Origin of the sequence: Geobacter sp. (assembly GCF_030834625.1) — a bacterium.
Classification (GTDB): Bacteria; Desulfobacterota; Desulfuromonadia; order Geobacterales; family Geobacteraceae; genus Geobacter.
This window is the reverse complement of record NZ_JAUQXO010000007.1, coordinates 17,759-38,716: the sequence shown is the minus strand read 5'-3', so window position 1 is coordinate 38,716 and position 20,958 is coordinate 17,759. Positions and strand designations below refer to the sequence as shown.

The window sequence follows — 20,958 nt, the reverse complement described above, 5'->3', positions numbered from 1 at the left end:
TTAACTATTAGTTAAACATATTGCATGCATAACATAACTTACACGAAAAGGGCACTCAGGGCCCTTCAATCAATGCCGAGGAACACGGCACGGTTGATTCGTGAGAAGATTCATCTCCTGGCTGAAGCCCCCTACCAACCCAGCCAGAACATCAAAAAGCTTCAGGGCCGGCCTGGCTATCGCTTGCGAGTGGGCGACTGGCGAGTGATTTACGAAATCGAGGACGAACAACTGGTAATCCTTGTGCTTGACATAGGCCCCCGTGGAGGCATCTACCAATGAAAACACAGATCATCCGGAAAGACGGCAAGCCCGAATATGCCGTAATCCCCTATTGCGACTACCTGCAACTGATTGAGAACGCCGAGATGCTGGCTGACATCAGGGATTTCGACAGCGCCCGGAAAGCTCTGGCTTCCGGCGAGGAAGAACTGATACCTGCCGAGGTCGTTGACCGGCTGCTGGATGGCGATAATCCGGTGCGTGTCTGGCGGGAATTCCGAAGCCTCACCGCCGTTGAACTGGCCAATGCCTGTGGGGTGACGGCTGCTGCCATATCACAGATAGAATCCGGCAAGCGGAAACCCTCTGTGGCCCTTCTTAAAAAAATCGCCCGAACACTCAATGTCGACCTTGACACACTGAGCGGCACGGAGAATGACCGGTAAGGGAACTGGGCGGAAAGGAAGGGAGATGAGGGAGCAACCGATGCTCGCTTCCGCATAGCGGCCTCACCCGACGTTAGACGCCACTGCACGAAGCCGGTTTGCCTGTTTCCATCAGGTAGCTGGTCAGACGTCGGATTTTGCCGTTTTCCAGCTCAAAGACATCGCAGAACGCAAGGGGCAGGGACGTTCCGTCCTCACGCGTTGCCAGGACCGTCCCCTCCGCGATCACAACGTCGTTCTCCTCGGTCATTCGGGTTACGCTGATGATGGGGTTCCCGGCAAACCCGGGATCGACGATGTGGTTGTTGAACGCGGCCCTTCCCCGGGAATGAAACAGGCCCGGAATTTCCCACTCCACATCATCGGTCAAGCACGACTGTATCTTCTCACGGTCAGTTTCCCTGAAACCTTCCATGTATTTTTGTATGGTGCGTTTGTTATTTGTCATATCTGGGTATGTTCCGATTACTTTTGTGACTCGTAACGGGGCTGAGGATGACCCGCCCTCGGGGCCTGATAGGGTTGGAAACCCCGACTATTTAATCAGTTGACTTGGTGTAAGATATAACTTACATTATTGGCAATGCAAACAGAGCCATTCAGAATAGCGTATTACACCGACGAAAACGGGAACAAGCCATTCCGGGAATGGCTACTTTGTTTGCGCGATCACATTGCGGCAGTGCGCATCCGCGCTCGCTTGACGCGGGTGAGGGCAGGAAACTTCGGTTCAGTCCGTAACGTCGGCGAAGGTGTTGTGGAACTGAAGATAGACCATGGCCCCGGTTACCGTGTTTATTACGCTATTGACAATGGAACGGTTGTTCTCCTTTTGTGTGGCGGAGACAAGCGGACTCAACAGCGCGACATAGAAAGCGCCCAACGGTTTTGGAAAAACCATCAGGAGCAAAGAAAATGAAACATATGACCGACTACGAATCCGATCTTCATGAATGGTTGAAATCCCCAAAAAATGCCGCTGCTTACCTGAATGCAGTTCTGGAAGAAGGTGACAAATCAGCGATGCTGCTAGCCTTGCGAGAGGTGGCGCAGGCTAACGGTGGCATGGCGGCGATTGCCGAAAGATCACACGTAAAGCGCGAGAGTCTTTATCAGATGCTTTCAAAACGAGGCAATCCGGAACTTACCAGCCTATTTAACGTCCTCCATGGCATGGGACTGACCATTACCATACAACCGATGCAAAAGGTTGAGGCATAACTGCCTTTTGACGCACTTCGGCTATCTGAATTCGTCAAAAAACTTGCCATCGACATCAAAGGGCGGACACGTTGCAGGAGCTGGTTAGGGACGGCCCAGCATTTTATTGATGATCGCCTTGAATCCACTATTTTTTCGTGAGTATGCGGTCATCTCAAGGTTGATTTCATCGAATTCATCAATCCGTTTACCAAAAAATCGAGTTGTGACATCGAATACTAAGTCTTCACCAAAACCATCTTCATCAATTTTGTCAATTGGACAATCATTTAGAATTCTTTCTTCTTCTGGAAGTGGAGAACCTGTATTGATAATTAAGCCATTATTTGAATCACCAGCAGCAGAACGAATAAGCCGCCCATTTGAGTAAAGGCTGTATCCCCACAGATTTACAACGCTATGCAGAACGATAGCCAACACTTCTCCATTTGGATAAAGTCTCAATAGTTGTGATTGAAAAGTCTTATACTCTATCTTAGAGCCACTGAGCCAAAATACCCCCCGTGTTGGTCTGTAGCAAACAGTGCAAATACTTTCCATCCCATGAGATCCTCCCCAACTCGCTATTGATCAGACCTGGCCATCTTCCCGCCTGCTGCAAATCATCAAACCAAAAAGCGAAACAAACTCTGTGCAACCATCTGAATTACAAGAAATTATAAAAGTAGAAATGTTCCATTTGCCTATTGAGCGGTTTCCGTTCTTTCTCCCATATTCATCTTCAGTGTTTCTCGCTCCAACTGAGCGAAGAGGTCGGACGATACTCATCCTAAGAGCTTTCCAATCGCCTCGCACTATATGTTGTCAATTTTTTCATGTCAAAGGAGAAACCGAGCAAAACAATGGGCCAGGTACCTGTCTCCATCGTGCCGGTCACCCTCTTCAACGCTTAGGCCATCAAGGTCCTCCCCATTCAGAAAGAGACCGTGAAATCCCTGCTCCCAGTGTGCTCAAAAGGGTCGAAGCCGCTCATTGAACTCCCATACCCCGGAACTTTTTGACAAACCCGAAACCAACAGTACACTTTGTTCATTAGAACATCGCTTTCACCGAAAGGACCCGATGCCATGTACGTAGCCAGAGACAAGGACAGCCAACTCTACCTGTTCAAGGACCTCCCCGTCAGGGGCACCGAATGCTGGTGGGCCGAGTCGGGGGTCGACGGCACCTATCTCCGCCTCGACAGGGCCCTCTTCCCGGAGGTCACCTGGGAGTCGGAGCCCCTCCCCGTTTCGCTGGTGACTGTCACCGAGGGAACGGCGTAGGCACACACAATCACACATCCAGGAGGGATACATGACTAACGCCTATCGACGGGGGAGCAAGGGACCAGAGGTGAAGAAGATCCAGGCACGGCTCGCGGAGCTGGGCCTCTACAGCGGTGATTGCGACGGCATTTTCGGCGGGGGCACCGAGAGTTCGGTGAAGATGTTCCAGAAGCAGAACGGCCTCGGGGTGGACGGGGTCGTGGGCGAGGGAACCTGGAAGAAGCTCTTTGGCGGCGGAAAGCTCCAGAAGCCGGAGATCTGCAAGCAGAAGCTGGAATACCGCTGCCTTGCCCTCACCGGCACCATTGAGACGAGCAGGCCGGTCCCCGACTGCTTCGCCATGGCCTCCGGCGACTTCGACGGCCAGGGGTTGAGCTTCGGCGCCCTCCAGTGGAACCTGGGCCAAGGGTCGCTGCAGCCCCTGTTCAGGGAGATGGCGCAAAAGCACCCGAGCCTCCTGGAGGACATCTGCCACGACTATTTCCCGGAGCTGAAGGCCATCTTCACCTCCGACAAGGACGACCAGCTCGCCTGGGTCCGCTCGGCCCAGGACCAGCGGCGCTTCAGCCTTTTCGAGCCCTGGAAGGGGCTCCTCACGGCCCTGGGCCGCACCGAGGAGTTCCAGGCCATCCAGGTGAACGCCGCGGGCAAGCTCTTCAAGGACGCCAAGGCCCTCTGCGCCGAGTACGGGCTCTGGTCCGAGCGGGGCGTGGCCCTCATGTTCGACATCAAGGTGCAGAACGGGAGCATCTCGCCCCTGGTGAAGTCCCAGATCATGGCCGACTTCGCCCGCCTGGGGAGCGGCCTGGGCACTGACGAGGCCGAGGAGGCGCGGCTGGTTATCGTGGCCAACCGGCGGGCCGAGGCCAGCAACCCGCGGTGGATAGAGGACGTCCGCAAGCGCAAGGTGGCCATCGCCAACGGCGAAGGGATGGTGCACGGGAACTACCTCCACCTGGAGGATCAGTTCGGGATCAGGCTCAGGCCGTTCTGACGCGCGGCAGAGCCACCACAGCCCCCATGAAGAACAAACTCGTCAAGAAGCGCTCCTCCAAGGCGGGACTCCCCCCCGGCACCCTCGTCCACATCGGCGAGCGGCACCGGGAGGCGTCCCGCGTCTCCATCACCACCTATGATGAAAGCAGCTTCTCCGAACAGGCCTCCGACGACCTGGCCGCCTGCATCCCCCTGCGCGACCGGCCGGGGGTGAGCTGGATCAACGTGGAGGGAATCCACAGCATCGAGCTTCTCCAGAAAATGGGCGAATGCTACGGCCTCCACCCCCTGGTGCTGGAAGACATCCTCAATACCGACCAGCGCCCCAAGCGCGAGGACTACGGCGCCTACCTCTTCATCGTCCTCAAGATGCTCTCCCCCAAAAACGGCAGCGAAGGGGTGGCCTCCGAACAGGTGAGCCTCATTCTCGGCCCGAACTTCGTTCTCTCCTTCCAGGAGGGGCTTGCGGGGGACCCCTTCGACCCGGTTCGCGAGCGGCTGCGGGGCGGGCGGGGAAAGATCCGTTCCCTTGGGGCCGACTTTCTCGTTTACACCCTCATCGACGCCATCGTCGACAACTACTTCGTCATCCTGGAGAACCTGGCGGATCGGATCGAGCGGCTCGAAGAAGAGCTGGTGGCCAACCCGGCGCGCGAAACCGTCGGGAGGCTCCACGCCCTGAAGCGCGAAATCATCTTCCTGCGCAAATCCATCTGGCCGCTCCGCGAGGTGATCAGCGGCCTCGAGCGGCGCGAATCGACGCTCGTGCGGGAGGAAACCGTCGTCTACCTGCGCGACGTCTACGACCACACCATACAGATCATCGACTCCGTGGAAACCTTCCGCGACATCCTCTCGGGGCTCCTCGACATCTACCTCTCCACCATCAGCAACCGCACCAACGAAGTCATGAAGGTGCTCACCATCATCGCCACCCTCTTCATGCCCCTCACCTTCATCGTCGGCCTCTACGGCATGAACTTCCGCTATATGCCCGAGCTGGAATGGCGCTGGGGCTACCCCGCCGTGCTCCTCCTCATGCTGGTGGTGGTCGGGGGGATGCTCAAGTTTTTCAGGGGCAAGAAGTGGATCTGAGGCGGCCATTTCAGTCACATAAAAAGGTTCGTCCCCTTTTTTCAGTGGTGCACTTTGAACTGGATTCTACCCAGCACTCCCAGACCGACGAGCATCATCGCATACGTCCCAGGTTCAGGGACGGGCGTAGGACCCGGACCAGGCGGAAGTTCTGGGTCAATCGGAGGTGGGACAACAGTGGCATCTGTCAAAGTGACACCCAAGAGTGCAAAGTCTACGTAAAGACTGAGATTATATGCATCGTATCCAATCAGTGATGACAGGGACGTACTGTACGAAAAGGTACTATTATATCCGCCCGATGCTTCCAGGAAGACCATCTGACCGTCATTGCCATTGAGAACTGGTGTAATCTCCATATTGGCACCGGCTCCCGACGTATTGGCAAGCAAGCGGAAGGTCAGCGCGTTCAGATCAAATATACTTCCATCAACCCGGCTGATGTTTATTTGCGCGGAGCCAGTGGGATCTGACGCTGTCACAGCTTGTGCATGCAATCCGATAGGCACATTTGCCTCAGAAGGAAATACATACAATTCCTGCCGACCGATCTCCGTTCCCGTTCCACCGGTAAAATGCTTGTCCAGCGAATAGGTGAAGCGATATCCCTCGGTATCAATCGTGTCGGATATGTCTCCTGGGCTCGTCGTTGCCGTTTGGGATGGGTCAAAGAATGTGGTGGTCACTGCAATGGCGGATCGGGAAAAGAGTACTGCACAAAACAATGTAATGATGGCAATGGCCCTGAAATGCGCTGATTTCATCGTAAGCTCCTTTCTGTCGAGGCTCCCGCAAACCTTTTGCGGGACCGGTCTCAATAAGGGGTTGCCAAGATCCATTACTACGGCGGCTTGAAAAAAATGAATGAAAACCGGGGATGTTACAGGAGAGGAGGTTTTTCAGCACCATAAAGTGCTGCAGCAGAAAAAGAGAAGGGAAGTGTGCGGCTACTCCGCCGCATGAAGGCTGCCATCCATAGCACGTTGGTTAGTCAACTATAAGCAATAACCACACCTTTCCGCATGTTAAGCATTTTCGGTCTTTCGCAGACGATGGCATCGCCGCAACCGCACAAACTGTAACCCCTTCCTACACATACATGTAACCCTTTCCGACACGTTGCCATCACGTGGCTGTCCCGCCATAAGCAGACGTCTCCCAGGTCACGCACCACTGCACCACTGACTCGCCGAATTTCGAACCTACCCTTTCCTCTCAAGCCCCCACCGGATACGGATGCGCTGCTCGATGATCCCGAAGAAAAAACGATCGAGCAGGAGACCAAACAGAATCGTCACCACCATGATCCCCATGACCTGGGACGCATCGTTCAGTTCGCGCCCCATGTAGAGCAGAAAACCAAGGCCGATCGTTGATTTGATCAATTCTGCGGAGACACCGCCGTGCCAGCCCAGAGTCCACCCCAGCTTGAGGCCGCTAACGATCGAGGGGAGCGCTGCGGGAAGAATCACCCGGCCGGGCATTGCGTACCAGGCCGTGCCCAAGGTTTTCGCGGCCCGGAGATAGAGGGGCGAAATATGCAGAATGCCGGTCGACGTGGCAATGGCAATGGCCGGCACTGAACTCATGATGATCACGAAATAGATCCCTTGATCGCTCAGGCCGTAGATGAGCAGGGATATCGGAACCCAGGCCGCCGTCGGAAGGGTCTGGAGACCGAGGAAGAGCGACTTTAAACAGAGATTGATGATCGGACTGACCCCCATGATAAGCCCGATGCTCAACCCGATTGCTGCTGCGAGGGTGAAGCCCTTGCCCATTCGCACGAGAGTGGCCTCGACACTGGGAAGCAGATATCCGTCAACCCCCAGTTCCCACAACCGCTTGGCCACCTGAACGGGAGAAGGAAACAGGTATTCCGGGATCAGGCCGACACTGAACATCGCCTGCCAGATTACGAAAATCAGGACGTAGAAGAGCACCACAACGATGGTTGCCCTCTTGTTCTGTTCACTGTTCATCGGGCGGGTTCTCCAGTTCAGCCATGATCTGGCTGGCGTATTCACCGACTTCATTATCGTTGATATCCCTCGGTCGCGGCAGGTCCACGCGGATTTCTTTCTGAATCCTGCCGGGCCGCGGCGTGAAGATCAGGACGCGGTCACCCAGGCAAGCGGCTTCCCGCGGATCGTGCGTAACGGAGATGATGGTCTTGCCGGTACGGACCAGGATATCCTGGAGATCGGCGTAAAGTTTTGTCCGGACCAACGCGTCGAGGGCGGGAAACGGCTCGTCCACAAGCAGCACTTTCGGGTCCGGCGCCAGCGCTCGGGCCAGCGCGACCCGCTGCTTCATGCCGCCTGAGAGCTCATGGATCAAGGACTTCTCGAATTCCTCCAACCCGATCATCTTGAGCCAGGAGCGCGCGGTTTCGCGCTGTTTCCAGGGGCGAAACCGAAATTCCCGTTTGTTCTTCAGGCCGTACATCACGTTTCTGACAACGTTGAGCCACGGGAATAACGTGTGTTCCTGAAACATCATCAGGCGATCATTACCCGGCATAGTGACGGGTTTGCCTTCAAAGAGGACTTCTCCGGTGGAAGGCGCTTCGAACCCGGCGATGATATCCAGCAGGGTGGACTTCCCGCAACCGGAAGGGCCGAAAAAAACCACGAACTCGCCTTCCTGTATTTCCAGATTGAAGGGCGCCAGCGCCTCCACTGTCTGCGTCGCGCTCTGAAACGTCTTTGAAACATTCGTAAGCTGCAGCTTCACCTGAGACGGTGTGGCTGGAGAATCTTGCAGCGGTGACGCGTGCGTTTCCGTTCGGTTAACGTACTCCATCCCTCACCTCGGGCAGATTTTTTTCACGCAAAACCGCGTTCAGAGGGTTGAGTGCATAGATCCCATGGAGTTGGGGGGGAGACCTGAGAAATCGTATTTTATGGGCGATTTCGGCTGATTTCCGCAGGGACGGAGCGATGGGGTCCCACGTAAATTCCACACGAGCGAGGGCTCGGCCGATGACCTCATCTTTCAGCTCCTTGCCCGTGTCTTTCTTCAACTGTGCGTTGAGGAATCTGGCGGTGGCAGCCTTGTCGGCATTCATCCGTTGCGTGATTTCCACATGGGCCGTCAGCAGTTTTTTCACCAGCTCCCCGTTCTCGGCCAGAAATTTTTTATTCACGACCAGATGCGTGGTCACGTAGCGTCCCTCGGGCCAGAGGGATTTTTCATCCAGAAACAGGCGGCCAGCCCCCTCCAGCTCCAGCCGGGAGAGCCACGGTTCAATGGTCCAGGCACCGTCAATCTGCTTTTTCGTGAACATAGTCAATTGGTCGGGGTTGGAAAGGGGCACCAACGCAACCGTTCCTCCCGTTTCCTTGAGGTGATACCCCTTGGCCGCGAACCAGCCCCGGGCGGCGAGGTCCTGCGTGCTTCCCAGTTGCGGCGTGGCGATCACCTTGCCGTCAAAATCCTTTTCTCCCCCGATTCCCGAATCCTTCCGTACCACCAGCCCTGCACCGCCACTGGAAGCACCGGCCACAATGACAAACTTCTCGCCCTTGGATTTTATGTACCCGTTGATAGTCGGGCTGGGACCGATAAACGTTGCATCAACGGCATCGACGAACAGGGCCTCAATGGCCGATGGACCGGCGTTGAAGGGGACCCACTCGATGGGGACGCCGATCGCCTTCTCCAACTCGCCGGTCGCCCGCGCGTAGAGGGCTTGTCCATGGGTAATGTTCGGGAAGTACCCCAACCTGAGCCGATTGGCCCCTGCCTGGGCCTGGGACCAGGACAACAGGAGCAAACACAGGAGGAATAAGCCCCCCGCGAACCAGTGCGGGACCCCCTCGGCCGACCCCGTTGCCACGTGCGCTTTCCGGCACCTCCTTTTCGTTTTATCCCACCTGATGAATCGAATCACCTGACTCTCCCGAGAAATCGTCATGGGCCGGCATAGCCGTGAGGTTACGCGGCTCCAGAGACAGTATAAAATAATTTCAAGAGATTACATTATATTGCCCTCCGGCAAGGCACGAGAAAACCACCCCGCGCCCCTTGTCTGACGCCCCAGGTGGTGTACCCTTGTGACAGTGCAAGGAGGAGGCCCCATGAATTGCGCGGGAAAAAACCGGTACTATCTTCTCACTCTCGGCGCGATATTCCTCGTCCTCTGGGCGCTCCTCGCCATTGCACCTTACGACCGCAAGGACTGGGCGCTGGAGAACGTGCTGGTGTTTCTCATCGTGCCGTTTCTGGTGCTGACCCGAAAGAGGCTCCCCCTCTCACGGGTCTCTTACACGTCCATCTTTATTTTTCTCTGCCTCCACGAGGTGGGCGCCCACTATACCTACGCCAAGGTCCCCTATGACGAATGGTTCCGGAGCCTGACCGGCACCCCCCTCAATGAGCTCCTCGGCTTCCAGCGGAACCACTTCGACCGGCTCGCCCATTTCTGTTTCGGGCTGCTTCTCGCCTACCCGATTCGCGAGGTGTTCCTGCGGGTGGCGGAGGTGCGCGGGGTGTGGGGCTACTATCTCCCCCTCGACGTGACCATGGCCACCTCGATGCTCTTCGAGCTGTTCGAGTGGGGGGCTGCAGAGCTTTTCGGCGGTGACCTGGGGGTGGCATACCTGGGAACCCAGGGGGATATATGGGACGCCCACAAGGACATGGCCCTTGCCTCCCTCGGCGCCGTGATCGCCATGCTCGTGACGGTCGCAATCAATGTCACGCTCCAGCGGGACTTCGCCCGCGAGCTGGCGGAAAGCCTGCGGGTTAAACAGCCGAAGCCCCTCGGTGAGGAAGAGATTGCCCGGATGTTGAGAAAGCAGCGCAAGGGGCGAAAATAGAAGATTCTGCACAAGGCTGAACACTACAGAAGGAGGCTGACATGCTCTTCAGGACACGAAGGGATACTCAACCGGCAACCGCCGGTTATAACGGAGGAGGCGGCTCCCGGTTCACATCGGCCCGTAAGGGTCGTCCGTCTGGTTTGCTCCAGGGCGCGCTGCTGGCGCTGGTCATCTGCTGGCACGCGTTGATTCCGCTGGCAGGTGCGGCGGATGAACCCTACGATTATCCGTATGCAGACCCCTACGTGGCTACCGTGCTCGGAACGCCAAAGGAACTGAAGGCCGAGGTGCCCCAGAGAATCTCTGTCAGGGAGACAGAGGTGATGGTGTTCGAGGACCGACCGGTTCCCGACATCCTCTGGTACAGCAAGAAATTGCGTTATTCCATCGCCGCCCAGGACCGGGCCGCGCCGCTCATCTTCCTTGTTGCCGGCATGGGAGCCGGACACAACGACTCGAAGATCCAGTTCCTGAAAAGGACGTTTTTCCAGGCGGGATTCCACGTGGTCTGCCTTCCCTCCACAACCCATCCGAACTTCATTCCCGCTGCATCGGGTACCGGCATCCCCGGCTTCCTGCGAGAGGACGCCCGAGATCTCTACCGGGCCATGGAGTTGATCACCCGTGAAATCCGGGACGATGTGGCGATCACCCGCTTTCATCTCGCCGGCTACAGTCTCGGCGCAGCCCATGCCGCGTTTCTGGCCGAGCTGGATGACCGGCTCGGCCTGTTCGGGTTAAAAAGGGTGCTCCTCATCAATCCGCCGGTGAGCCTCTACAATGCAGCGGGAAACCTGGACGAGATGATCAAGAAGATACCGGGGGGGGAGGAGAAATTCGAGGAGTTCTTCGACAATGCGTTCAGGGCTTTTTCGGCCATCTACCAGCCGAACGAACGGGTCAATTTTACGGGCGATTTCCTCTTCAGGGGGAGAAAGCCCAATGACGAAAACCTGGCGGCGCTGATCGGGCTTTCATTCCGGCTGTCCGTGGCGAACCTGGCCTTCACATCCGATGTCTTCACCAACGCCGGCTACATCAAGCCGAAAAACCTCGAACTCTCCACCACCGACTCCCTGACCGACTATTTCAAGGTCGCGGACATGGTCAAGTTCCTGGACTATTTCCGGGATCTTCTCGTCCCCTACTATATGGAACAAATACCGGGGATGACCGAGCAGCAGATGATCGAGAATCTCAGCCTCAGGAGCATCGAGCCATTCCTGCGCAACTCCTCGTCGGTCTTTCTGGTTCACAACGCCGACGACCTGCTCTTGAGTCCGGGAGACATCGACTACCTGCGCAAGGTGTTCGGCTCCCGCGCCAGGATCTATCCCCGGGGCGGCCACTGCGGCAACATCGACCACCGGGTGAACGTGGCGCACATGCTTGACATCTTCAAGCAGGAGGCGGCATCCGACGGCAGCCCGGGTGCGGCGTCACCGGACATGGCAGGCGCTGCCGGCGCAAAGGGAGAGAAGATGCCTGCGTCTGAGCAGCCGGAGCAGGCCCGCACCGCACCTTCCCCGGTCCTGACCGGGGAACTTGCTCCGCCCCAGTCAGATTCCGAGGAATCGCTCAACGCTCCGTTTACCGCACCCCGTCCGGCCGCCGCATCAGCCCTACCCACTCCCAGGACCGCAGCCAAGGGCTCACGGGAGATCCTCGCCCCGCGCCGGCCGGCCAAACAGGTACTCAAACCGGGGCTGTCGTACGTCATCGACGTATATGATCCCATCGAGCCGGTGAACCGGGCGCTCTACAGGTTCAACGCGACGTTCGACGAATACCTGTTCCTGCCGGTAACCCGGGCCTATGAATTCATCACCCCGAACTATCTCGAAGACCGGATCTCCGGCATCTTCTCCAACATCGCCGAGATCCGCAACCTGGCCAATTCGATTCTCCAGGCGAGGCCGAAGACCTCCGCCACCGTCTTTACCCGGTTCCTCATCAACACGACGATCGGCATCGGCGGAATGTGGGACCCTGCCACCGATCTGGGATTTCCGAAGCATGGGGAAGACTTTGGCCAGACGCTGGGATGGTGGGGATTGAACCCGGGACCGTATATCGTGCTGCCGATCTTCGGCCCTTCCAGCCTGAGGGACACGACCGGCCTGGCGGCGGATTCCGCGGCGCACTATTTCTACCTCAACCAGCCGACGGACATGGACAAGAACATTGGATGGGGAGCTGCCTATACGGGCACGGACGCCGTCAATACGCGGCACAATATCCCCTTCCGGTACTACCAGACCGGCTCCCCCTTCGAGTACGATCTGGTGCGGCTGCTCTACACCAAGAAGCGGGAGCTGGATATCGAGCAGTAATCGACTGGATCAGGAGCAAAGCTCCCTATTTGCACTTCTCCCATGGCTCGCGGATGAAATAAAGCGCGTCCCGAGCCTGAACCTCCATCCCGCCGCGGGTCCACGTTCCCCATCGGGTGACGTACTTCTTGTAGTCGGCCCGCCGCTCCACCGCCACGGTGAAATTGTTGCGGAGTTCCCGGTAGCACCCCTCGAGATTGGTGAAGGTGAGGTCGAGCGTGGGGACATCGAACTTCTCCGCCCCCTTGTTCACGACGAAAAAGCCCTCCGCCCCCCGTTCCATGACCAGCACGGTGGGTGAGTTGGTCACCGCCAGGACATTCTCCCGCACGCCCTTTCCCTCAGCGCCCCGTTGCCGCATGATCCTGCGGAATGCGACGCCATACTTGATATAGGGTACGGCGAGGTTGTCCTGGGCGAGAACCAGCGGAGTGCCGTTTTCTCGCGCGAGGACATAGGCGGTGGCCAGGTAGGAGTCTGCCGGGTCGTTATAGGGATTGATGGCGTTGGCGTTCAGCGCCCGGATCGTGTCATGGTTCTGGCCGAACGTGACGCTGCGTGGGTCGTTCACCGCCGGGGGAACGGCCAGAGTGCGCAAGTCGCCGCCGAAACTGAAGGCGCCTTTCATGGAGTTGTACAGCAGAAAGTCCGTAACCGCAGCGATCCAGTTGTACCGCTCGGCGCTCGTATCGCCGTCCTCGATCACCTCAAGGTAGTTCCAGGTCTTCCCTTTGCTCTGCGAGTCAATGTAGTCGATGTAACTTTTGACAATCTCCGGCGACATATGCTTGGCCGCGTCGAAGCGGAAACCGTCGATACCGAGCTTGAGCAGCTTCTTGATGTGGGCCTGGTGAATATCCCGCACCTTTTTCCGGCTCAGGTCCAGATCCGGCAGGCCACCGAGCCAGCAGTCCACTTCCGTATCCCTAGTGCCATCCTGATAGTTGATGTCGCAGGGAGGGTGGAAATCTTCCGGGCCGAACTGGGGATAGTTCAGGTCCTGATACTCCGGCATGCTCGCCATGTGGTTGAAGACGACGTCGGCGATTACCTTGATTTTGCACCGGTGCGCCCTGACGATAAGCCGCTTCAACTCCTGCTCAGTCCCCCGCCCTTCGATGACGGAGTAATCAACCGGCTGGTACCTCGCCCACCATTCTCCGGCCGGATTGGATTTCTGCGCCGGCGCGATCTGGATGTGGGAGTACCCCTGCTTGGCGAGGGAGCAGACGTACTTCTCCACGTCAGCGTACTTTTCGTTGAAGGAATGGAAAATGGCGACCGGTTGTTCTCCCGCAAAAGCGACGGCAGAGAACCAAAGCGCCACGACACCAACAACCACGGATTGCATCACTCTTTTAAAACGCATGAGGTGAACTCCTTCCTTGTGTCCGCAGCACCGGCTCCGTTGCCGCATGAAGGCAGCCAACCGTAACAAGTCAGTTGACCTACCTATAATGCAAAATCCAAACCTTTCGATAAGTTAGCCAGTTCGAGGCATTCGCAGACGTCGGCATCACTGCTACCGCGCAAACTGTAAGTCCTGCCTACGAAAGCATGTAAACCTTTCCGACAAATTGTCATCATTAATGCTGCCGTCTCCAACAAAAAAGACCCGCTCCCCATGATGCAGGGCGGGCCTTCGTGCGTTAGGGAAGGGTAAGAGCGCGGTCAGGCAGCACCCTCCTTCTTGTCATTGACCGGAATCTGCTCTGGTTCTTCCAGCGACGCCTTCTTGAAGTTCCTGATGCCGGCGCCAAGGGACTGACCCAGTTGGGGAAGCTTTGCCGGGCCGAAGACGACCAGGGCGATGACGAGAATGATGACCATTTCTGGCATTCCGAATCCGAACATGGGTAAATCTCCTTTTCACGTGTACTGTTGATCCTGCTGCAGTGTTGTGCTACCCCGCAATGCGGTCGGCTGTGAACTCGGCGGCATGCTCGTCCCGTTCGCCATCCCGCAGCCGGTAATAGTCGACAGGGGTATTGATGTTGCTGAAGGTATTGAAGTCAGGGTCGAAGAGGGCCACCTGCTCGGCGTTGACCCGGTTGACGTTGGTTCGGCCGAAGAACGAGACAATCCGCCTCTCGCCCGAGAGGAGGGTCGTCTCGATGGCGGCCAGGCATCCCTTGCCGTAGACGGCGTGGAGCGGCTCAAGGCCGGCGGGACTCTCGGGAATGAGGACCCCGCCCGGATCGGCCTGGGTGGCCAGATGCCGGATGAGGTCGCTGTTCAGGTACGGCATGTCGCAGGCGACCATGAAGGCGGCGGTGTTGGCGGCGTGGTGGAGCCCCGCATGGATGCCGGCCAGTGCCCCCATCCCCGGATAGAGGTCCGTTACTTTGCGGCAGGGGAGAAAATCGTACTGCTCCGGGTTGTTGGTGACGAGCAGCACCTCGTCGAATATCTCGGCCAGCTGCCGGTGAATCGACTCGATGAAGCGCCCCCCCTTGTAGGGGAGGAGCGCCTTGTTGCTCCCCATGCGGCTCGACTGCCCGCCGGCCAGGATGACGCCGGTGACGCCGGGAATGCGTTGGGAAATCGTAGGGGCGCGGTTTCCGCGCCCAGGGCGGGGCAACCCCGCCCCTACGGTCTTTTCCATCACCAACCGCTCGTGGTGGGCGTAGACTGTGAACTTCCCCCCCCGGACGTAGCCGATGAGGACGATCCCCGCCTCGTCGCACATCCTGACCGCCATGTCGGTGGCGGAGGTGCGGGATGCGACGAGCGCTATCCCGAGCCGGGCGCACTTGGCGGCCATTTCGGTGGAAACCCGCCCCGAGGTGACGAGGATCTTTCCGGCCAGGTCGATACTCTTGAAGAGGGCCTCACCGGCGATCCGGTCAAGGGTGTTGTGGCGGCCGATGTCCTCGGCAAAGAGGAGGAGGTTCCCCTCCCCATCCCCAACGGCCGCGGAGTGGATGCCGCCGTGGCTCCTGTAGTTGTCGGCCCGCCGCGCAAGCTCTTCCATGAGGCGGAAGACGGCGTCGGGGGAGACGGATGCTCCAAGCTCCCTCTTAGCCACCCTCTGACCGCTCTCCAGGGTGAAGGTGACGCCCGTGCCGCACCCGGAGGTCAATACCGGCTTCAGCCGCTCCGGAAGTTCGCTCCTTATCCGCACGTTGGCGATGCCGAAGTCGTCGCAGACGGCCAGCATGTGGAAATCCTCGGCCCGCTCCACGAACCCCTGGTTGCGGAGGAACCCCGCCACCAGGAACCGGAGATCGTGGGGCGAGGCGATGAGAGTTGCGATCTCCCGGCCGTTCACGTGGAGAACCAGGGGGAATTCCTGGACGATGCCCGATTGTTTTTCTTCCAGACGGCCGTTTGAGTAAATGTGAATGGTTTTCATAAGGTCTGGACCCGTAAACGTAGGGGCGGGGTGGGGTTTCCCCGCCCTTCTTCTTTTGATGGTTATGGTGGCAAGGGCGGGGGAACCCCGCCCCTACACGATGGTACCTACGCCTCGCTCACCGTCCCGTGGCCATGCTTCTCGATCCTGCGGAAGCGGTCGGGGATGGTGTAGTCGGTGGCCTCGGGATGATGCTCGAAGATGGGGAAGTACTTGGCCACGAGCACGAAGAAGAGGATATGGGCCGCGATGATGCCGATGGTCACCACCGACTCGATGAAGTTCGGGAAGTAGGCCGGCTGACCGGGCTGGTGCATGGCGAACATGGAGACGTTGAACCGGTTCAGCACAAGGCCGGTGATGACCAGGGAGGCGGCCCGCAGCTGCATCTGCTTGTCGGTCCTGATCCGTTTCGTGAGGAACATGGCGAACGGAATCAGGAGCCCCACGACCACCTCCACGCTGAAGAGGGCCGTCAGGACCGGCCGGTCGAAGAGCGGTCCGTGGCTGAGGAACGCCAGGGCGTAGACTTTCACCAGCATGTAGACCCCCATTATCCAGGGGATGATCTTGGTCAGCGTTGCCAGCAGGTCCGACTCGTCGGGCTGCCCCATGTACTTGTGCACGAGGCTCGCCTCGAAGATGACGATGGAGAGGCCGGTGAAGATGGCCGAAAGCCAGAACTGCAGCGGCAGGAGCGGATTGTACCAGAGGTTGTGGAGCTTGTCGACGGCGATGAGAAAGAAGGTCCCCAGGGTCGACTGGTGGAGCGTGGAGATCATGGCCGCGAGAATGGCGAACGGCAGTTCCAGGGTCCGCAGGAGCCGCAGCGGGATGTGCCAGCCGAACTTCTCGCTCGCCGGATGGAGGAACTCCAGGAAGAGAACCGTCGTGTACGCCATGACGCACATGGAGACTTCGAACATGGGGGAATGGACGTTCCAGTTGAAGAGGACGTAGGGCCCCCGATGGGGTTGCCCCAAGTCCAGAACCAGCCCCACGCAGACCAGGGAGTAGCCCAGGAACCCGGTGACGATGGCCGGCCGGACCAGGGGCTCCAGCTTCTTGATGTGGAAGACGTGGGCCACGATGCCGACGGTGAAGGCGCCGGCCGCCAGGGGCACGGCGGTGACCACGTCGAAGGAGATCCAGAGGCCCCAAGGGTAGAGGTCGTTCAGGTTGGTGGTGGCCCCCAGGCCGAAGATAAAGCGGACGGCGGAGGCCAGGGCCGCCGCCCCCACGAGGACCATCAGGAACTTTATGAAGCGATGGTACCCCTTGATTTCATTCATGACGATGCGTGCCGCGGTCATTGGTTCCCCTCCTTCCGGTTATTCCGTTCCTCTTCCTCGCGCTTTACCCGGTCCTTGCGGTGCTGGAACCAGGAGACCAGCGACAGGGTGCCGCCGACGGTGAGGAATATCCCCGGCACGAACCGCAGGGCCTGCCAGGTGTAGGACGGCAGAGGCCGCTTGGTGATCGGCTTGAAGCCGAGCTCGTCCAGGGGCTGCTGGGTCAGGTAGAGGACGCTGGTGCCGCCGGCCTCTTCCTTGCCGTAGACCACCTTGAAGTAGCGGTCGGGTTTGGCGGCCATCCGCTTCTCGGCCTCCTTCAGCATCTCGTCCCGGCTGCCGTAAGTGATGGCCGTGGGGCAGGCGGTTGCGCAGGCGGGGTGAAGACCGTTCTTCACCCGGCTGTAGCAGCCGGTGCACTTCTTAACGAGCGGAAACGCCTTGCTCCACTCGTACTTGGGGACCCCGAAGGGGCAGGCCACCATGCAGAAGCGGCAGCCGATGCACTTCTTGGCGTGGTAGATCACTGGCCCTTCCTTGGTCTTCTGGAAGGCGCCCACGGGACAGACGGAGGCGCATGCAGGGTCGTTGCAGTGCATGCACATCTCCTTGTAGAAGGCGAACTCGTTCTGCCCGTGCTTCTCGTAGTCCTTGAACTTCACCCGGGTGAAGGTGTGCTCCGACATCTGGGGGGGGTTCTGGTACCCTTCGCCGGTGAAGAATTTGGTATCCTCGGCCTTCAGCTGGTTCCACTGCTTGCACGCAACTTGGCAGCCGCGGCAGCCGGTGCACTTGGTGGTATCAATCAGGAACGTCTTTGTTTTCGAATAGTCGATGGTTCCGGCACTCATGCGGCCTTACCTCCTTTCTCGATGTTGCAGAGGAACGCCTTGAATTCCGGAATGCCGGTGTTGGCGCACCCGACGGTGGGGGTGAGGACGTTGCCGCTGTCGCCGGTGGCGAGGCCCGCGTAGCCGAAGTGCCACGGCATGCCGACCTGCTCGATCATCTTCCCCTGCACATTGAAGGGCTTGAGGCGGCTGGTGACGAGGGCCACCGCTTCGATGGAGCCCCGCTCGGTGGAGACCTTCACCTTGTCCCCCTGGCTGATCCCCTTCTGCCGGGCAAGGGTCTCGGAGAGTTCCACGAACATGTCGGGAACCAGCTCCACGAGCCACGGGAGGCTGCGAGTCATGGCGCCGGCCTGCCAGTGCTCGGTCACCCGGTAGGTGGTCCCGATCAAGGGGAACTTAGCGGTGTCGCTGGAAACGTTCTTCGGCACCTTGACGACCGGGTTGCTCTGCACCTTGGAGAGGAGGTTCTTGGCCGGGCTCTCCACCGGTTCGTAGTGCTCGGGGAACGGCCCGTCCTTCATATCGAGGGCGTAGAGGCGGCCGTGGCCCTCGGGGAGCATGATGAAGGGGTACTTCCCTTCCTTGTCGTCCTTCATGGGGGGCCAGGGGCCGTCGGGGACGTCCCCCTTCCACTTCTTCTCCAGGGCATCCCAGGCGATGAGGGGGCGCTTCGGGTTGAAGGGCGCGCCGGCCGGGTTGACGGAGGCGCGGTTGTAGATGATCCGGCGGTTCACCGGCCAGCACCAGGACCACTTGGGGAAGAGGCCGAGGCCGGTGGGGTCGCTGGCGTCCCTGCGGGCCATCTGGTTGCCGTCCTTGGTGTAGGAGCCGCAGTAGATCCAGCAGCCGGAGACAGTGGAGCCGTCGTCCTGGAGGTACTTGAACATCGGGACCTGGTCACCCTTCTTGAACTCCAGGGTCTTGTCCTTGTCGACGATGGTCATGTCCTTGGTGAAGTAGCCGTTTATCTCCTTGGCGACGAGATGCACGTCGGGCTCGTGGCCTTGGCCGTAGTTCCAGGCGAGCTTGGTGATCGGCTCGGGGAACGCCCCCCCCTGCTTCGCGTAGAGGGCCTTTATCCGCTTGTAGAACTCGTCGATGATGTGGAGGTCGCTGCGGGAATCCCCCAGGGGATGGACGGCGGCGTAGCGCCACTGGGCCCAGCGGCCGGAGTTGGAGATGGAGCCTTCCTTCTCGATGGAAGAAGCGGCCGGCAGCATGAAGACCTCGGTCTGGATCGTCTTCGGGTCAACGCCGGGGCGCTTCCAGAAGATGCTCGTCTCGGTCTCCCAGAGGTCGGCGGTGACGAGCCACTTGAGCGTGCCGAGCGCCTCGCGGGCTTTGATGGAGTCGGGGCCGCCAACGGCGGGGTTCATCCCCATGCAGACGAGCCCTTCCAGCTCCCCCTTCCCCATCTTCTCCATGACCTTCACGTAGGAGTAGTTCCCCATCCGCTTCGGCAGATAGTCATAGCAGAAGTCGTTCTCGGCCGTGGCGTTGTCGCCGTACCAGGCCTTCAGGAGGCTCACGGTGTACTTGGGGGTGTTCCCCCACCAGTTGGCGCTCTTGGGGTCCTTGGTCTTCGGGGTCCACTTCTCGATGTAGGCCTTCAGGTCCACGTTGTCGAACTCCGGCGACTTCAGGTAACCGGGAAGGATGTGGAAGAGAAGCCCGTAGTCGGTGGAACCCTGGACGTTGGACTCGCCGCGCAGGGCGTTCACGCCGCCGCCGGCGATGCCGATGTTCCCCAGGAGCATCTGGAGGAGCGCAACGGCCCGGACGTTCTGGCTGCCGTGGGTCGACTGGGTGATCCCCATGGCGTAGAGGATGGTCCCCGCCTTGTCGGCGCGGCCCGTGGCGCAGAAGGCCTTGACCACCTTGAGGTAATCCTCTTTCTTGGTGCCGGTGATGGCGCAGACGGTGTCCAGGTCATACCGCTTGTAGTGGTTCTTCATGAGCTGGTAGACGCACTTGGGGTCCTTCATGCCCATGTCGCGCCTGGGCTTGCCGTCTGCGTCGTTGGCGTAGGCCCAGGATTTGAGATCGTAGGTCTTCTCCTGGTCGTCGAACGCGCAGAACATGCCGTCCTGGAAGTCGAACTTATCGGAGACGATGAACGTCGCGTTGGTGTACTCGCGGACGTACTCCTCGTGGATCATGTTGTTCTGGAGGGCGAAGTTGATCATTCCCCCCAGGAAGGCGATGTCGGTGCCCGGACGGATCTGGGCGTAGATGTCCGCCTTGGAGGAGGTGCGGGTATAGCGCGGGTCGACGGAGATGAGCTTGGCGCCGCTGTCCAGGGCCTGCTCGATCCATTTGAAGGAAATGGGATGGTTCTCGGCCGGGTTGCAGCCGATGGCAAAGATTACATCAGAGTTCTTCAGGTCAATCCAATGGTTGGTCATTGCGCCACGACCAAATGAAGCCGCCAGACCGGCGACTGTTGACGAGTGTCAAAGTCGGGCCTGGTGTTCCAGCTGTCCCACCCCCATGGCGCGGGCGAATTTGGTCCAGAGGTAGCACTCCTCGTTGTCGAGGCCGGCGCCGCCGAAGAAGGCCATGCCGTCGGTGCGGTTCACCACGTACTCTTTGCGGTCCTTCTTGTTCAGCTCGGTCTCCTTGAAGGATTTGTCGCGGGTCTCCTTCATCCGCTGGGCGATCCGGTCAAGGGCCCAGTCCCAGGACTTCTCTTCCCACCTGTCGGAGCCGGGGGCCCGGTACTTCACCTTCTGGAGCCGGTTCTCGTTGTTGGCGATCTGGAAGAGCGCGCCCCCCTTGGGGCAGAGCGCCCCCTGGTTGATGGGGTGCTGCGGATCACCTTCCGCGTTGACGACCTTGCCGTCCTTGGTGTGGACGATCAGGCCGCACCCCACCGAGCAGAACGGACAGATGGTGGTCGTGGTCTTGAGCCCCTTGGTCCGGAGATCGGGAGCATCGACGCTCGCCTCCCCCGGTTTGCCGGAGAGCGCGATGGCCGCACCGGCCAATGCCCCCCGCTGCAGAAACTGCCTGCGTGAAATTCCCATTTCACAAACCCCCTTCATATATCG

21 protein-coding genes are annotated in these 20,958 nt (G+C 59.0%); 9 read left to right on the top strand and 12 right to left on the bottom strand.

Annotated features, from left to right (window positions below; translation table 11 throughout):
* Positions 1–24: 24 nt before the first annotated feature.
* Together RCH91_RS21365 and RCH91_RS00365 are read left to right on the top strand one after the other, a co-directional pair.
* On the top strand, positions 25–282 hold the full coding sequence (locus RCH91_RS21365) for a type II toxin-antitoxin system RelE/ParE family toxin (RefSeq protein WP_373694345.1): 258 nt from the start codon (positions 25–27) through the stop codon (positions 280–282).
* The gene (locus RCH91_RS00365; RefSeq protein ID WP_306532521.1) at positions 279–668 is read left to right on the top strand and encodes a helix-turn-helix domain-containing protein; all 390 of its coding nucleotides are present in this window, start codon (positions 279–281) and stop codon (positions 666–668) included. Before RCH91_RS21365 ends, RCH91_RS00365 begins: the two co-directional genes overlap by 4 nt.
* A gap of 73 nt (positions 669–741) precedes the next feature.
* Here RCH91_RS00365 and RCH91_RS00360 read toward each other — a convergent pair whose 3' ends face one another.
* A complete protein-coding gene (locus RCH91_RS00360) occupies positions 742–1,116 on the bottom strand; it encodes a nuclear transport factor 2 family protein (protein ID WP_306532520.1) in 375 nt (124 codons plus the stop codon).
* Positions 1,117–1,251: 135 nt separating this feature from the next.
* Between RCH91_RS00360 and RCH91_RS00355 the strand changes: the two genes are divergently transcribed.
* Together RCH91_RS00355 and RCH91_RS00350 are read left to right on the top strand one after the other, a co-directional pair.
* Positions 1,252–1,587: a type II toxin-antitoxin system RelE/ParE family toxin gene (locus RCH91_RS00355; protein WP_306532553.1), complete on the top strand. Its 336-nt coding sequence runs from the start codon at positions 1,252–1,254 to the stop codon at positions 1,585–1,587.
* Positions 1,584–1,889 (top strand): addiction module antidote protein, encoded by a 306-nt coding sequence (locus RCH91_RS00350; RefSeq protein ID WP_306532519.1) that lies wholly within the window; start codon positions 1,584–1,586, stop codon positions 1,887–1,889. Before RCH91_RS00355 ends, RCH91_RS00350 begins: the two co-directional genes overlap by 4 nt.
* Positions 1,890–1,973: 84 nt before the next feature.
* Here RCH91_RS00350 and RCH91_RS00345 read toward each other — a convergent pair whose 3' ends face one another.
* On the bottom strand, positions 1,974–2,429 hold the full coding sequence (locus tag RCH91_RS00345; protein ID WP_306532518.1) for a hypothetical protein: 456 nt from the start codon (positions 2,427–2,429) through the stop codon (positions 1,974–1,976).
* A 527-nt stretch (positions 2,430–2,956) separates the two neighbouring features.
* On the opposite strand from RCH91_RS00345, the gene RCH91_RS00340 reads away from it, so the two are divergent.
* From RCH91_RS00340 to corA, 3 genes are read left to right on the top strand one after another with little or no spacing between them, the layout of a single operon-like run.
* A complete protein-coding gene (locus RCH91_RS00340; RefSeq protein WP_306532517.1) occupies positions 2,957–3,154 on the top strand; it encodes a hypothetical protein in 198 nt (65 codons plus the stop codon).
* A gap of 31 nt (positions 3,155–3,185) precedes the next feature.
* Positions 3,186–4,151, top strand: coding sequence for a peptidoglycan-binding protein (locus RCH91_RS00335; protein ID WP_306532516.1), 966 nt, complete (start codon positions 3,186–3,188; stop codon positions 4,149–4,151).
* 26 nt (positions 4,152–4,177) lie between these two features.
* Positions 4,178–5,248, top strand: coding sequence for a magnesium/cobalt transporter CorA (gene corA / locus RCH91_RS00330; protein ID WP_306532515.1), 1,071 nt, complete (start codon positions 4,178–4,180; stop codon positions 5,246–5,248).
* A 41-nt stretch (positions 5,249–5,289) separates the two neighbouring features.
* Here the strand turns inward: corA and RCH91_RS00325 are convergent, their stop codons facing one another.
* The 4 genes from RCH91_RS00325 to RCH91_RS00310 form a co-directional block, all read right to left on the bottom strand.
* Positions 5,290–6,012 carry a PEP-CTERM sorting domain-containing protein gene (locus RCH91_RS00325; protein WP_306532514.1) on the bottom strand — a complete coding sequence of 241 codons (723 nt, stop codon included), beginning with the start codon at positions 6,010–6,012 and terminating at the stop codon, positions 5,290–5,292.
* Positions 6,013–6,450: 438 nt separating this feature from the next.
* On the bottom strand, positions 6,451–7,230 hold the full coding sequence (locus RCH91_RS00320) for an ABC transporter permease (RefSeq protein WP_306532513.1): 780 nt from the start codon (positions 7,228–7,230) through the stop codon (positions 6,451–6,453).
* Positions 7,220–8,053 (bottom strand): ABC transporter ATP-binding protein, encoded by an 834-nt coding sequence (locus RCH91_RS00315; protein ID WP_306532512.1) that lies wholly within the window; start codon positions 8,051–8,053, stop codon positions 7,220–7,222. The genes RCH91_RS00320 and RCH91_RS00315 overlap by 11 nt, the downstream gene beginning before the upstream one ends.
* The gene (locus RCH91_RS00310) at positions 8,040–9,089 is read right to left on the bottom strand and encodes an ABC transporter substrate-binding protein (RefSeq protein ID WP_306532511.1); all 1,050 of its coding nucleotides are present in this window, start codon (positions 9,087–9,089) and stop codon (positions 8,040–8,042) included. Before RCH91_RS00310 ends, RCH91_RS00315 begins: the two co-directional genes overlap by 14 nt.
* 241 nt (positions 9,090–9,330) lie before the next feature.
* Here RCH91_RS00310 and RCH91_RS00305 point away from each other — a divergent pair, with 241 nt between their 5' ends.
* Positions 9,331–10,071 (top strand): DUF2238 domain-containing protein, encoded by a 741-nt coding sequence (locus RCH91_RS00305; protein ID WP_306532510.1) that lies wholly within the window; start codon positions 9,331–9,333, stop codon positions 10,069–10,071.
* A 41-nt stretch (positions 10,072–10,112) separates the two neighbouring features.
* Positions 10,113–12,407, top strand: coding sequence for a VacJ family lipoprotein (locus tag RCH91_RS00300; protein WP_306532509.1), 2,295 nt, complete (start codon positions 10,113–10,115; stop codon positions 12,405–12,407).
* A gap of 25 nt (positions 12,408–12,432) precedes the next feature.
* Here the strand turns inward: RCH91_RS00300 and RCH91_RS00295 are convergent, their stop codons facing one another.
* The 6 genes from RCH91_RS00295 to fdnG all read right to left on the bottom strand — a co-directional run bounded on the left by RCH91_RS00295 (position 12,433) and on the right by fdnG (position 20,934).
* Complete coding sequence (locus tag RCH91_RS00295) at positions 12,433–13,776, bottom strand: alpha-amylase family glycosyl hydrolase (RefSeq protein ID WP_306532508.1); 1,344 nt, start codon at positions 13,774–13,776, stop codon at positions 12,433–12,435.
* 302 nt (positions 13,777–14,078) lie between these two features.
* Positions 14,079–14,261 carry a twin-arginine translocase TatA/TatE family subunit gene (locus RCH91_RS00290; RefSeq protein WP_306532506.1) on the bottom strand — a complete coding sequence of 61 codons (183 nt, stop codon included), beginning with the start codon at positions 14,259–14,261 and terminating at the stop codon, positions 14,079–14,081.
* Positions 14,262–14,310: 49 nt separating this feature from the next.
* Positions 14,311–15,762 (bottom strand): formate dehydrogenase accessory sulfurtransferase FdhD, encoded by a 1,452-nt coding sequence (fdhD, locus tag RCH91_RS00285; protein ID WP_306532505.1) that lies wholly within the window; start codon positions 15,760–15,762, stop codon positions 14,311–14,313.
* Between the two features lie 107 nt (positions 15,763–15,869).
* Positions 15,870–17,075, bottom strand: a complete 1,206-nt coding sequence (gene nrfD, locus RCH91_RS00280) for an NrfD/PsrC family molybdoenzyme membrane anchor subunit (RefSeq protein ID WP_306532504.1) — start codon at positions 17,073–17,075, stop codon at positions 15,870–15,872.
* Positions 17,072–17,905: a 4Fe-4S dicluster domain-containing protein gene (locus RCH91_RS00275; protein ID WP_306532503.1), complete on the bottom strand. Its 834-nt coding sequence runs from the start codon at positions 17,903–17,905 to the stop codon at positions 17,072–17,074. Before RCH91_RS00275 ends, nrfD begins: the two co-directional genes overlap by 4 nt.
* Positions 17,902–20,934: a formate dehydrogenase-N subunit alpha gene (fdnG, locus tag RCH91_RS00270; RefSeq protein ID WP_306532502.1), complete on the bottom strand. Its 3,033-nt coding sequence runs from the start codon at positions 20,932–20,934 to the stop codon at positions 17,902–17,904. The genes RCH91_RS00275 and fdnG overlap by 4 nt, the downstream gene beginning before the upstream one ends.
* Positions 20,935–20,958: the final 24 nt, after the last annotated feature.

Coding starts and splice junctions, on each gene's coding strand:
- RCH91_RS00350 (WP_306532519.1), top strand. CDS start 1,584: ATGAAACATATGACCGACTACGAATCCGATCTTCATGAATGGTTGAAA.
- RCH91_RS00300 (WP_306532509.1), top strand. CDS start 10,113: ATGCTCTTCAGGACACGAAGGGATACTCAACCGGCAACCGCCGGTTAT.
- RCH91_RS00360 (WP_306532520.1), bottom strand. CDS start 1,116: ATGACAAATAACAAACGCACCATACAAAAATACATGGAAGGTTTCAGG.
- RCH91_RS00290 (WP_306532506.1), bottom strand. CDS start 14,261: ATGTTCGGATTCGGAATGCCAGAAATGGTCATCATTCTCGTCATCGCC.
- RCH91_RS00320 (WP_306532513.1), bottom strand. CDS start 7,230: ATGAACAGTGAACAGAACAAGAGGGCAACCATCGTTGTGGTGCTCTTC.
- RCH91_RS21365 (WP_373694345.1), top strand. CDS start 25: ATGCATAACATAACTTACACGAAAAGGGCACTCAGGGCCCTTCAATCA.
- RCH91_RS00275 (WP_306532503.1), bottom strand. CDS start 17,905: ATGAGTGCCGGAACCATCGACTATTCGAAAACAAAGACGTTCCTGATT.
- corA (WP_306532515.1), top strand. CDS start 4,178: ATGAAGAACAAACTCGTCAAGAAGCGCTCCTCCAAGGCGGGACTCCCC.
- RCH91_RS00355 (WP_306532553.1), top strand. CDS start 1,252: ATGCAAACAGAGCCATTCAGAATAGCGTATTACACCGACGAAAACGGG.
- RCH91_RS00295 (WP_306532508.1), bottom strand. CDS start 13,776: ATGCGTTTTAAAAGAGTGATGCAATCCGTGGTTGTTGGTGTCGTGGCG.
- RCH91_RS00325 (WP_306532514.1), bottom strand. CDS start 6,012: ATGAAATCAGCGCATTTCAGGGCCATTGCCATCATTACATTGTTTTGT.
- fdhD (WP_306532505.1), bottom strand. CDS start 15,762: ATGAAAACCATTCACATTTACTCAAACGGCCGTCTGGAAGAAAAACAA.
- RCH91_RS00315 (WP_306532512.1), bottom strand. CDS start 8,053: ATGGAGTACGTTAACCGAACGGAAACGCACGCGTCACCGCTGCAAGAT.
- RCH91_RS00340 (WP_306532517.1), top strand. CDS start 2,957: ATGTACGTAGCCAGAGACAAGGACAGCCAACTCTACCTGTTCAAGGAC.
- nrfD (WP_306532504.1), bottom strand. CDS start 17,075: ATGACCGCGGCACGCATCGTCATGAATGAAATCAAGGGGTACCATCGC.
- RCH91_RS00305 (WP_306532510.1), top strand. CDS start 9,331: ATGAATTGCGCGGGAAAAAACCGGTACTATCTTCTCACTCTCGGCGCG.
- RCH91_RS00335 (WP_306532516.1), top strand. CDS start 3,186: ATGACTAACGCCTATCGACGGGGGAGCAAGGGACCAGAGGTGAAGAAG.
- RCH91_RS00345 (WP_306532518.1), bottom strand. CDS start 2,429: ATGGAAAGTATTTGCACTGTTTGCTACAGACCAACACGGGGGGTATTT.
- RCH91_RS00365 (WP_306532521.1), top strand. CDS start 279: ATGAAAACACAGATCATCCGGAAAGACGGCAAGCCCGAATATGCCGTA.